Source organism: Mesorhizobium sp. BR1-1-2, from assembly GCF_020165435.1.
Taxonomy (GTDB): Bacteria; Pseudomonadota; Alphaproteobacteria; order Rhizobiales; family Rhizobiaceae; genus Mesorhizobium.
Window position 1 is genome coordinate 372,636 of the sequence record NZ_JAIUID010000004.1, and the last position, 12,171, is coordinate 384,806.

Here is a 12,171-nt window from a genome sequence, read left to right on the forward strand (position 1 = left end):
CGCTCCTCCTCAGTTCATGGCAGGCCCTATTTTTGCCTGAGCCATTTGAGCACTTCCATGCTCGGATAGCCGTCCTGGGTCAAGCCGACCTTTGCCTGATAGGCCATGATGGCCGACTTCGAGCCGTCGCCGATCTTGCCGTCGAATTTGCCGTCATAAAGGCCGTGCTGGGAAAGCCGCTTCTGCAATTCCTGCCTTTCCTCGAACGTCAGCTTGGTGAAAGGCCGTTTCCAGTCCTGTACGAGGCCGTTGGAACCGGCGATCTCGTCGGCAAGCAGGCCGACGGCAAGCGCGTATTTGTCGGCATTGTTGTAGGCCTTGATGACCGAGAAATTCCTGATCATCAGAAAAGCGGGGCCGCCGCGGCCATCCGGCACCTTCAATGTCGCCTTGTCGCTGAGATTCCTGAACGGCTTGCCGTTGGCCCTGACCACGCCGAGCGCCTTCCATTGCGCCAGCGTCCTGGAACCTGCGGGCAGCTTGCCAGCCGGTAAGGCCACCTCGTAACCCCAGGTCTTGCCTGCCTGCCAGCCATTCTTCTTGAGCAGATTGGCTGATGTCGCCAGGGCATCGGGAATGGAATTCCAGATGTCGCGCTTGCCGTTGCCGTCCATGTCCACGGCATAATGCTGGTAGCTGGTCGGGATGAACTGGGTCTGGCCCATGGCGCCCGCCCAGGATCCCGTGAGGTGGCTCTCGTCGATATCGCCGGTCTGGAGGATCTTCAGCGCGGCGACCAGTTGGGTGCGGGCATATTTCGACCGCTTCCGATCGCCATAGGCCAGGGTCGCCAGCGAGCGGACGACATTGCGCATGATGTCGTCGCGCTTGAGGATCTCGCCATAGTTGGATTCCATCGACCAGATGGCGAGCAGGATGTTGCGGTCGACGCCGAACCTCGCCTCGATCCTGTCCAGCCAAGGCTTCCATTTGCGCGCCATCGCCTGACCGTTGGCCACCGACTGGTCATGCACGCGGTTGTCGAAATAATCCCAGGCCGGCGCGGTGAATTCCGGCTGGGTGCGAGCCTTCTCCAGCACCACCGGGTCGGGTTCGTCGATGCCCCTGAAGGCCCGGTCATAGACGGCGCCGGACACGCCTCCCTGCACCGCAGTGGCGCGGAAGCCGGCGACCCATTGCCGGAAGCCGGCATCAGCGAAGGCCGGCCCGGCAGGCATCAGCATGGCGAGCGAGAGGCTGGCGGCCGTCATGACGCTGGTGAAACGCTTTGCGGCATTGCGAACGGACATCTTTTCCTCCTTCTCCGTCTTGGGAAAGACCATTCATCGCCGAACCAGGTTAGGAATTGGTTTACCATAGGTGGCGTCCGGAACGAAAAGACGTCTTTGATGCTTTACGAGTGGACGTTCTCCCCAATCGCGCAGTAATCCTCAATTCCGGCGTGAAAATGTCGCGGCGCGGGATTGCGGAGCCGGCCTGCAAACGGATAATTGAAGGCATGAAGAGAGTTCGCAAGGCAGTTTTCCCCGTCGCAGGTCTCGGCACGCGGTTTCTCCCGGCCACCAAGGCCGTCCCCAAGGAAATGCTTACCGTCGTCGACCGGCCCGTCATCCAATATGTGGTGGACGAGGCCCGCGAGGCGGGCATCGAGCATTTCATCTTCGTCACCGGCCGCAACAAGGCGGTCATCGAGGATCATTTCGATATCCAGTTCGAGCTCTATGACACGCTCGCCCAGCGCGGCAAGGACGACCAGCTCGCAAGGTTGCAACGGCTGCAGCCCGCGCCGGGACAGACCAGCTTCACCCGCCAGCAGGTGCCGCTCGGACTTGGCCATGCCGTCTGGTGCGCGCGCGAACTGGTCGGCGACGAGCCGTTCGCGCTGTTGTTGCCCGACATGATCATGCAGTCGGAAAAGAGCTGCATGAGAGACATGGTCGACCTCTATGCCGAGACCGGCAACAACATCATCGCGGTTCAGGAATGCGATCCCGCCGAGACCCATAAATACGGCATCGTCGGCCGGGGCGAAGCCACCCATCATGGCTTCCGCATCACCGAGATGGTGGAAAAGCCGAAGACCGGCACCGCGCCCTCCAATCTCTACATCAATGGCCGGTACATATTGCAGCCCGAGATTTTCAAAATCCTCGAAGGCCAGGAGAAGGGCGCCGGAAACGAGATCCAGCTCACGGACGCAATGTTGAAGCTGGAGAAGCAGCAGCCCTTCTACGGCTACCACTTTCAGGGCCGCACCTTCGATTGCGGATCGCCGGAAGGGTTCGTCGAGGCCAATGTGGCCTTCGCGCTCTGGCGCAACGACATGAACCAGAGCATGGCCGGCGTCATTCGCAGGCTTCTCGACGAGATGGCGCCTTCGGAGCGCCTCGGGGCGGCGCTTTAAGGGGCTGTCCCACCGACGTCTGGATGCACGGCGCCTTGGCCCGATGGCCCGGCTTTACCGCTGCACCTTCAAGCCGAGATAGATGCTGTTGGCGGTGTAGTCGCGGCCAGGCAGGTTGCTGGTGAGCTTCTCGGTCCTGGCACGGGTGGTGAGGCCGGCATAGCGGTTCAGCCACCATGTCAGCCCGGCTTCGGCGCTCAGCACCCTGTCATGGCCGTCTATGCCGATATAATCGCGCCAGTCCAGGCCCAGCGCGGCATTGCCGGTCAGGTTGGCGCGGATCTGGCGTTCGGCCGTGAGGCGGCCGGAATAGAGGATGTCGCCGCTTTCACCCGCGGTGGTGGTGGGCTCGACCGTGGTCCGCCCGGTCAGGCCGATCGTGGTGCCGCGTTCGGGCGACCATTTCAGGTCGGCATCCACGGTGGCGCCCGCGATCGCCCCCAGGCGGTCGTCGTCGATCGCTTCCCGGAGCCAGCCGGCCGAGAACTCGCCGGCGAGCTTCTCGCCCATGTCGAGCTCGAGGCCGGCGCGGGCACCGAGCCGCGTCGATGAACGCTCGAAGCCTTCATTGTCGAAGCGTTGGTCATAGGCCCTGCGCCCGAGCTCGATTTCGGTGAAAGGCGTAAGGGCGGGGGAGATTTCGTAGCCGGTGCGCAAGGTCGCCGTATAAAGCGTGGAGTTGCGATCCTTCTGCGACAGCGAGGTGTCGTCAGAAAGCTTGGCGTCGCCATAGAAGTCATGCGAGACGGCGCCGGTCAAAGTGTATTGCGCCTTACCGACGTCCTTTTCGATGCCGAGGCTGCCGTCGATGGTCTGGCGCAATGGCTGCCTGCTGACGCCTGCAATGGCGTCGGGCGACGAGGCCGATTCCGGCACGGCCTCGTAACCGAGCTTGGCGACGGCGCGCTGCTCGTTGTCGAGGTCGACATTGAGCTGGCCTTCGATACGGCCTTGCTCATTGTGAACCGGGTAGCCCGAGACGGTCTCGCGGAAGAGGCCATAACCGTCAATGGTCGCGGAGTTCTCGCGCCAGTCGGAGGCGGCGGAAAAGCGCAGCGCCGTCTCGGACAGCAGCGCCGCTTTGCCGGCACTGCTGGAATCGCCGTTCGAGGTGGCGGTCAGGCCTTGTTCCAGCGTCGGCCTTATGACGAAAGAGCCCCATTTGATGCCTGGTGCGGCGAACGGATCGTCCTCGGCTTTCGTCTTCTGCCCTTCGATGGAAGCGCTGCGTTCGGCGCCCGGATCGAGCTTCTGCCGGTCGACGCTGTCGATGGTGACGGCACGGCGGTTGGCAGTCTCCTGGTCGGTGCCGGCGGCGTCGGCATCGTCGGCAGTGGCCGTGCTGGCGGTCGTGGTCGCGTCGGTCGTCGCGGTGGTGTTCTTTTTCTTTGTCTTCGACGTGCCGGCGGCCTTGACCTTGGCCGCATTGGCCTGCCCGGTGGACGATGGCAGGCGTGGCTTGGGCGGCGGCGGATTGCCGGCGATCGCGTCCTCACCAGCCGTCGGCGGATCGAAGATGCTGCCGGCGGGCGAGGCGGCATCGCTATCGTCGGGGACAGCGCCGGCGCTGGCGGGCAGATAGGTGCGCGATGGGGTGTCGTCCTGCCCGGCGGCGTTGGCCGGCTGCTGTTGACCCTGACCGGCCATGGCGGCCAGTCTCGCCTTGCGCTGCTGGTCGGACAAGATCGCCGATTCCGAGACCTCGCCGCGCAGTTCCGTTTCCTGGGCGAAGGACAGCGTCGGGCGCAGCAGCCCGAAGATGCTGGTCGCCAGCAGCAAGGCACAGGCAGCCTTGCTCTTTCGCCTTCTCGTCTTTTCTGACTGGGCCCCGGACATCGCCACCACTGCTTGCGCGGCGCGAGCGCGCGCCATACTTACCGAACCGTAAATGGGGATGGTTAACGGAGGGTTGAGGCGGAGGGCGATTGCTGTTCCAAGCGCTCATTGTTCCAGGCCTCGACATTCGTGACCTTGCGCTTCGTTCATCCGGACCGCTGTCCCAGACGGTCGGGGAAGGCATTTCCGTTGGACAGGCGCGGCACAAAGCGCTAATCGCATCGGCCATGGATGCGCGATCCCTCGACAAGAAGCCGTTGGACAGACAGGCCTCGATCGCTTCGGCGCTAAGAACGGTGGCGACCGAACAGGCGGGAGTGGCGGCCCTGGCCGAGGCGCTCGAAAACGGGCTGGCCAAGCCGTTTGCCGAAGCGGTCGACATGATCTCGAGGATCGAAGGCCGGGTCATCGTCACCGGCGTCGGCAAAAGCGGCCATATCGGCTCGAAGATCGCCGCGACCTTGGCCTCGACCGGAACGCCGGCCTTTTTCGTCCACCCCGCTGAAGCCAATCACGGCGATCTCGGCATGATCGCCAGGGACGATGCCATCATCGCCATGTCATGGTCGGGCGAAAGCAAGGAGATGATGGGCATCGTCGCCTATTCCAGGCGCTTCTCCATCCCGCTCATTGCAATCACGTCCGGTGAGACATCGGCGCTGGCGCGCGCCGCCGACGTCGTGCTTTTGCTGCCGCGTGCGCCGGAAGCCTGCCCGCACGGGCTGGCGCCGACGACATCGGCACTGCTGCAGCTGGTGATGGGCGACGCGCTGGCGATCGCCCTGCTCGAGGCGCGGGGTTTCACGCCCGACCATTTCCGTACCTTCCATCCCGGCGGCCAGCTCGGCGCCAACCTGATGCAGATCCGCGAGATCATGAATGTCGGCGAGAGGTTGCCGTTGGTCGTTTCGGGAACCGGCATGCCGGACGCGATCCTGGAGTTGTCGCGCAAGGGCTTCGGCTGCGTGGCGGTCACCGCCGCCGACGGCGCGCTGATCGGCATCGTCACCGATGGCGACATCAGGCGTCACATAGGCAGCAACCTGACGGCGATGACCGTGGATCAGGTGATGACGAGATCCCCCAAGACCGCGGCGCCGGACACGCTGGTCGCGACCGCGCTGCAGACGATCAACAATTCGGCCATCACCAGCCTGATGGTGGTGGAAGGCAACAAGCCCGTCGGGCTCGTCCATCTGCACGATCTTTTGCGCATCGGCGCCGCGTAGAGCAGTTCACCGTTTCACGGAAACGGCGAACTGCTCTATCTCGTTGTTTTTGCACAATTCCGGACGGAAAACCGTACACACTTTTCCTGGAATTGCTTTAGCGCGGAGCCGGGTTCACACTCGCTCGACGGTCAGTTCGAGATCGGTGTCGGCGGCGCCGGTGACGCGCACCTGGGTGCCGGCCGGCAGGTCAGGGCCAGAGACGCGCCACAGCGTGTCGCCGAGCCTGATGCGGCCGCGGCCGTCGCGGATCGGCTCGGCCAGCGTCGCCATCCTGCCGATCATCTGCGCGCCACGACGGTTGAGCAGCGGCTGGTCGGTGGGCTCGTCGCGTCCGCCAAGGAGTTTCTTGCCGACGAAGGCCGAGACCAGCGACAGCGCGAGGAACACGAGCACCTGGACCTGCCAGGTCCAGAACGCCGCGTCCCAGACCAGCAGCGATACCGCGCCGACGATCAGCGCGGCGATGCCGATCCATAGCATGAAGATGCCCGGCGCGATGATCTCCATCACTAGGAGCACGAAGCCCAGAACCATCCAGTTCCAAGGGCCGAGTTCGGAAACTATGCGGTCGATCATGGTTTTGATCCACTCACAAAGACATTAGTTGTCGCTCGGCCTAACGACCGGAGGTCGTGAGACCTGCCGTTGCGTGCCGGCCGGCCCGTCGCCCTTGAACACTTCCCTGGCGATCTCGCCGATGCCGCCCAGCGAGCCGATCAGCGACGACGCTTCGAAAGGCATCAGCACGATCTTGCTGTTGGTGGCCGAACCGATCTTGCCCAGCGCTTCGGTGTATTTCTGGGCGACGAAGTAGTTGAGCGCCTGCACATCTCCCTTGGAGATCGCTTCCGACACCACTTGCGTGGCGCGGGCTTCCGCTTCGGCGGAGCGTTCGCGTGCCTCGGCATCGCGGAAGGCGGCTTCCTTGCGGCCTTCGGCCTCGAGGATCTGCGACTGCTTGAGGCCCTCTGCGGCGAGGATCTGCGCGCGTTTGTTGCGTTCGGCCGTCATCTGCCGGCCCATCGATTCGATCAGGTTGGCCGGCGGATTGATATCCTTGATCTCGACACGGGTGATCTTGATGCCCCAGGGATGGGCCGCCTCGTCGACCACGCGCAGCAGGCGCTCGTTGATCGCGTCGCGGTTCGACAGCAACTCGTCGAGGTCCATCGAGCCCATCACGGTGCGGATGTTGGTCATGGTCAGGTTGAGGATAGCGTTCTGCAGGCCGGAAACCTGATAGGCCGCCTGCGCCGCATTGAGGATCTGGAAGAAGGCGATGCCGTCGACGCCGACGATGGCGTTGTCGCGGGTGATGATCTCCTGGCTCGGGACGTCGAGCACCTGCTCCATCATGTTCATCTTGGCGCCGATGCGATCGATGAACGGCACGATGAGGTTGAGGCCTGGCGACAGCGTTTTCGTGTAACGGCCAAAGCGTTCGACCGTATAATTGTAGCCTTGCGGGATTGTCTTTATGCCTTTGAACAGCACCAGAACGACAAGGGCGACCAGAACAACAATCGCGATATCGAAACCACTGAAATCCATTTGGCTCTCCCTCCAAAAGGCAAGCCATGGGAGCCATTCTCCCTCAGCCGGCCTCAGCAAACAGTTAAGTGTGTTTCAACAACGTTACAATCAGGTGATGAGGGATTGTTTGTGTCGCTGCTGCCGGTGGCTGAAGGCGAACAGGCTTGCATCCGTATCTTCGGATCCGGCGATGACGGCAGAAACGATTTCGGAAGCGATTTGCGAGAAGGCGATGCCGTTGCCGCCATAACCCATCACGGCCTGGATGCGCGGATGCCCAGGGATCGCGCCGATATAGGGCAGGCCGGTGGTTGTGGTGCCGAAGGAGCCGGTCCAGGCAAAATCGGGCCTGGTGTCGAGATCCGGGAATAGGCGGCCGAGCTTGCTGGCCAGTTTCAGGCTCTTGCCGGCAATCAACGTGTCACGCCGTTCCTCGTCGATGAAATCCTCGTCTTCGCCGCCGCAGATCACCCTCCCGTCGGCTGTCGCCCGTGCATAGAGATAGGGGTCCGACGCTTCCCAGATGAGGGCGGCGCCCGGCCAGATCTTTCGCGGCTGCGGGCGTGTGGCGATAGCCCATGTCGAGATGACCCGGTGGGCCGCCGCCGGCACGATGTCGGTCAACTCGTAGCCGGTCGCGAGCAGCACGTGCCCTGCGGTGATTGTGGGGCCGCCCCTGGTGGCGACGACGACCTCCTTGGCGCTGTCTTCGATCGTGGTCGCCTCGACCGGAGCGTAGAGGCGCGCCCTGCGCTCCAGCGCCTTCAGCAGCAATCCGGCGGTCAATCTGCGCGGATCGAGGGCGATGTTGCCATGGCTGAGGATGGCGCCGTCGCGCTCGATGCCGAATCGCGCGGCCAGCGGCGCAGGGGCGAGATAGGTCGCGGCGATGCCAGCCTGTCGCCGCGCTTCGGCTTCCTCACGCAGCTGCGATGGGCCTAGCGCGGTGCCGGCCAGATAGAGCGAGGGGGCACGGCTCAGCCGGCAGTTTATGGCGAGCTCGGCTATGCGGCCGGCAAGGTTGGAAACGGCCAGACGCGAGCGCCGCCACGCCTGTTCCGCCGAGGCCTTGCCGATCATCCTGCCGAGTGCCGTCAGCGGCTGGTCGATCTCGAACTGCACCAGGGCCGTGGTTGCCGACGTCGAGCCTCTCAACGGGCCGCGCCGGTCGATGCAGATCACCGAACGGCCGTCCGCCGTCAGCGCTTCTGCGATCATGGCGCCGCTGATTCCCATGCCTATCACCAGCACATCCGCCTTGGCGTCACGTGCCAGAGCGGTTGTCGGAACCGCGGGTGCCCGATAGGCGGACCAGACTGGCCGGCCGCTTCTGAGGTCGAGCTTGCGGGGCATCGATGGTCTCCGGAAGGCGCGCCTCAACGCCCCGGAACGTCCATTGTTCCGGTTTCAGATCCAGCCGGACAGTTCGCGCCGCACCATCGCCTCGATCACCGCCATGCCTTCGGGACTGTCGTTGAGGCAGGGGATGTGCGCGAATCTCCCGCCGCCGGCATGATGGAAGGTTTCCGCCGCCTCGCGGCCGATCTCGTCCAACGTTTCGATGCAGTCGACGGAAAAGCCCGGGTTGACGATGGCGATCGATTTCACGCCGTCCTTGCCCAGTTTCTCCACCGTCTTGTCGGTGTAGGGCTGAAGCCATTCCTGTGCGCCGAAGCGCGACTGGAAGGTGGTGATCAGCTTCTTCTCGTCCCAGCCGAGCCTCTCGCGCAGCAGCCGTGTCGTCTCGAGGCAATGCTCGCGGTAAGGATCGCCCTTGTCGGAATAGGGTTTCGGGATGCCGTGGTAGGAGGTGATGACCACCTCCGGTTCGAAGTCGAGGCTCGCCAGATGCCGTTCGATCGAATGGGCGAGCGCCTCGATATAGACCGGTTCGGCATAATAGGGCGGTACGCTGCGGACGGCAGGCGCCGCGCGCATCTTCATCAGCGCCCGGAACAACTGGTCATTGGCAGTCGCCGTGGTGGTGGCCGAATATTGCGGATAGAGCGGAAAGGTCAGGATGCGGTCGCAGCCCTGCGCGACCAGGCTTTCGGCGACGCTCGCGGTCGAGGGATTGCCGTAGCGCATCGCCCAGCCGACGATGACGTCGGGCAGGTCGCGCAACGCCACGGTCAGCTTTTCGGCCTGGGCGCGGGTATAGGTGCGCAGCGGCGACTCGTTGTTCTCCCGGTTCCAGATCCTGGCGTAGTTGGCGCCCGACTTCTTCGGTCGCGTGGTCAGCACGAGGCCGTAGAGGATCGGATACCAGATCGCCTTGTTGAGTTCGATGACGCGCGGATCGGACAGGAATTCGCGGAGATAGCGCCACATCGGCTTGAAATCGGTGCCGTCCGGCGTGCCGAGATTGACCAGCATGACGCCGACCTTGCCCGCCTTGGCCGGCGAACGTCCGGCCGGTGTCGGTCCCCCGGTCCTCGCGGGCTTGGCGTCGACAGGGGTGGAAGGCGGCATTGCGGGTCTCCGAACACGGCGCGAAAGTAGCGATGCCGCGCTGCTTTTCAATGCAGCGTCTGGCCGCACCTTGCCCCAAACAGGACGCCCGCCCTGTTTCGGGCGGGTGTCCCTGCGCGCAAAGGCGAAGACGATTACCTCGGCGGTATGGTCAAGGTCGCGCCGACCGGAAGCCGGCGCGGCTCGTAGCCCTTGTTGGCTTCGGAAATGACTTTCCACCTGATGCCGTCGCCATAGGCCTTCTTTGCCAGGTCCCAATAGGTATCGCCGGCGACGATGACATGGCTGGTTTCGGCCGCTGCGGCCCCGGCGGGCTTTGCCGGCTCAGCCGGCGCGGGGGTCGCCGGGGCGGCTTCGGCAGGCTTTGCCGGTTCCGCAGGTGCCGGCGTTGCGGGAGCGGCAGGCGTTGCCGGCGCCGGCGCCGTCTCGGTCGACACGGCCGGCGGCGTGTTGGCGATGTCGCCCGAGTTGGCAGGCAGGTCGGGCATTGCTTCGGCCGGCTTGGCGGGCTCCGCCGCAGGTGCGGCCGCTGTCGTCGCGGCGATCTCGGTGATGCGGCCGTCGAGCTTGGGCGTGTAGGGCCGGTGCGCGCCGAGATAGTCCGCCACCACCTGTTCGAGGCCGGGGCCGTAATCATAGGCGTTCTTGGCCTTTTCGGCGAAAACCTTGTAGCCGTCGCCGCCCTGGCGGACATAGTTGTTGGTGGCGACCAGATAGTCCTTGTCGGGATTGAGCGGCGTCCAGGCGCCGTTCTCCATCACCTCGACAGACTTGACGCGGCCGGCATTGGGCGCCGCCGATTTGTCGAAGGCGTATTTCAGGCCGGCCACCTGCGGGAAGCGGCCGGCGCCGTCCTCGACCTGGCTGAGGCCGCTTTCGAGCCCGGCAACAAGGTCCTTGCCCGAGATCTGGAAGGTCGCCAGAGTGTTCTGGAAGGGCAGCACGGTCAGCACCTCGCCCATGGTGACGGTGCCCTTGTCGATCGAGGCGCGCAGGCCGCCGCCATTGGAGATGACGATCTCGACGCCCTGTCCCTTGACGCGGTCGAGGATGGCGTCGGAGACGAGATTGCCCATCGCGCATTCGCGGGCGCGGCAGCTCTCGCGGCTGCCGTCGATGACGTCGGTCGTCTCGGCCACTTCCTTGTTCTTAAGCGCTTCGATGGGCGCGCCGAGCTCCTTGATGCGGGCGAGCACGGCGGGATCGGGCGTGATCGATTTGTCGAGGAGGATCGGGTCGCCGCTCGCCGACTTGACGACGCCATTGTCGTCGAACACCACCTTGAACTCGCCGAGATATTTCGAATAGGACGCCGCCTGCACGACCGGCACCTTGTAGCCGTCCGGATTGTCGACCATGGTCGGATAGGGGCCTGCCGCCTTCGGATCGGTGTTGGACAAAAGCGTATGGCTGTGGCCGCCGACGACCACGTCGACGCCCGGGATCTTCGCTATGACATCGCGCTCCCTGTTGTAGCCGATATGGGTCACGGCAATGATCTTGTTGACGCCCTCTCCCTTCAGCTTCTCGACCTCGGCCTTGATCGACTTGACGTCGTCCTCGATGGTGATGTTGGGGCCGGGGGAGGCAAGTTCGGGCGTGTCGTTGGTGACGGCGCCGATGATGCCGATCTTCTGGCCGCCGACCTCGACGACAATCGACGGCTTGACGCGGTCGCCGAGCTTGGATTGCGAGTTGGTTTTCACATTGGCGCCGAGCACGGGGAACTTGATCATGTCGAGGAACGGCGCCAATGCCGTTTCGCCGTCGTCGAATTCATGGTTGCCGAGCGCCATGGCATCGAACTTCATGTCGTTGAGGAACTCGCCTTCGGCCTTGCCCTTGTAGGTCGTGTAGAACAGCGAACCCTGGAAATTGTCGCCGGCGCTGAGCAGCAGCACGTTCTGGCCTTCCAGCTTCTTGCGCTCCTGCGCGATCGCCGTGACCAGCCGGCCGGCGCCGCCGACGCATTCGCCCTTTGTCTCCTCGTCGGCCGAGCAGGTGGATTCGTATTTGTTGTTGCTTTCGATGCGGCTGTGCCAGTCGTTGATGTGCAGGATATTCAGCGTGTAGTCGGCAAAAGAGGCGCCGGCCGACAGGCCGAGCGTCGACGCGGAAAGGGCGGCAATGGCGGCAAGCTTCTTCATCTTCGTCTCCCGGGTAGGCTGATCAGAGCCGTTTAGCGCTCTTGCTTGACCGGTCTATAACAGCCGGCTTTTTCAGGCATGTTCCCATCGCGTTCCGGAGCATGCAAGCGGAAATCGGGGCAAGCGAAATCCGCTGCCTTTTGTCGGCGCAAAAAAGGACGGCGGCCCGTGGCCGCCGTCCTTGGAGAGACGAATACCGGCCGGTTCAGGTGCGTCGCGTCAGCACGAAGTTCTGGCCGGCGCCGCTGGTGCAGTTGAGCTGGCTGGTGGACACAAGCAGGCAATTGAAGCTCACCGGCGTCTGCCGGATCAGCGAGGTTCCGTGAATCTCGACCGACGTGGCGCCGGTCATCGTATAGGTGCCGTCGGACAGCTTCTGGCCGGTGTCGGTGGCCACCGTGGTGAAGGTTCCGCCGGCAAAGGTCGAAAGACCGGTGCCCTTGGCGTCGATCCATGCGCCCTCGACGCCTTTCGGCGCGGCTCCTAGCGGCGGCTGGTCGGGTCCGCTGGTTGCACAAGCGGCAAGCCCCATCATCGTGGCCGCCGCAACACTCATCGAAAGAATCTGGCGCGCAATGGTCATGTA

The 12,171-nt window shown here is 63.9% G+C and carries 10 protein-coding genes; 2 read left to right on the plus strand and 8 right to left on the minus strand.

Annotation, left to right across the window (positions count from 1 at the left end):
* Positions 1–26: 26 nt before the first annotated feature.
* The gene (locus LB551_RS11430) at positions 27–1,250 is read right to left on the minus strand and encodes a lytic murein transglycosylase (RefSeq protein WP_224659215.1); all 1,224 of its coding nucleotides are present in this window, start codon (positions 1,248–1,250) and stop codon (positions 27–29) included.
* A 200-nt stretch (positions 1,251–1,450) separates the two neighbouring features.
* Between LB551_RS11430 and galU the strand changes: the two genes are divergently transcribed.
* A complete protein-coding gene (galU, locus tag LB551_RS11435) occupies positions 1,451–2,365 on the plus strand; it encodes a UTP--glucose-1-phosphate uridylyltransferase GalU (RefSeq protein ID WP_224659353.1) in 915 nt (304 codons plus the stop codon).
* Between the two features lie 54 nt (positions 2,366–2,419).
* Here galU and LB551_RS11440 read toward each other — a convergent pair whose 3' ends face one another.
* Complete coding sequence (locus tag LB551_RS11440) at positions 2,420–4,201, minus strand: outer membrane beta-barrel protein (protein ID WP_224659216.1); 1,782 nt, start codon at positions 4,199–4,201, stop codon at positions 2,420–2,422.
* Positions 4,202–4,428: 227 nt separating this feature from the next.
* Here LB551_RS11440 and LB551_RS11445 point away from each other — a divergent pair, with 227 nt between their 5' ends.
* Entirely contained in the window at positions 4,429–5,430 is a 1,002-nt protein-coding gene (locus LB551_RS11445) for an SIS domain-containing protein (RefSeq protein WP_224659217.1), read from the plus strand.
* Between the two features lie 114 nt (positions 5,431–5,544).
* On the opposite strand, the gene LB551_RS11450 is transcribed toward LB551_RS11445, so the two are convergent.
* The 6 genes from LB551_RS11450 to LB551_RS11475 form a co-directional block, all read right to left on the minus strand.
* Complete coding sequence (locus LB551_RS11450; protein ID WP_224623962.1) at positions 5,545–6,009, minus strand: NfeD family protein; 465 nt, start codon at positions 6,007–6,009, stop codon at positions 5,545–5,547.
* Between the two features lie 24 nt (positions 6,010–6,033).
* Entirely contained in the window at positions 6,034–6,984 is a 951-nt protein-coding gene (locus tag LB551_RS11455; RefSeq protein ID WP_140549605.1) for an SPFH domain-containing protein, read from the minus strand.
* 90 nt (positions 6,985–7,074) lie between these two features.
* On the minus strand, positions 7,075–8,319 hold the full coding sequence (locus LB551_RS11460) for an NAD(P)/FAD-dependent oxidoreductase (RefSeq protein ID WP_224659218.1): 1,245 nt from the start codon (positions 8,317–8,319) through the stop codon (positions 7,075–7,077).
* 54 nt (positions 8,320–8,373) lie between these two features.
* Entirely contained in the window at positions 8,374–9,438 is a 1,065-nt protein-coding gene (gene hemH / locus LB551_RS11465; protein WP_224659219.1) for a ferrochelatase, read from the minus strand.
* A 134-nt stretch (positions 9,439–9,572) separates the two neighbouring features.
* Positions 9,573–11,585 carry a bifunctional metallophosphatase/5'-nucleotidase gene (locus LB551_RS11470; protein ID WP_224659220.1) on the minus strand — a complete coding sequence of 671 codons (2,013 nt, stop codon included), beginning with the start codon at positions 11,583–11,585 and terminating at the stop codon, positions 9,573–9,575.
* Positions 11,586–11,790: 205 nt separating this feature from the next.
* Complete coding sequence (locus LB551_RS11475; protein ID WP_140549609.1) at positions 11,791–12,168, minus strand: hypothetical protein; 378 nt, start codon at positions 12,166–12,168, stop codon at positions 11,791–11,793.
* Between the last annotated feature and the right edge of the window lie 3 nt (positions 12,169–12,171).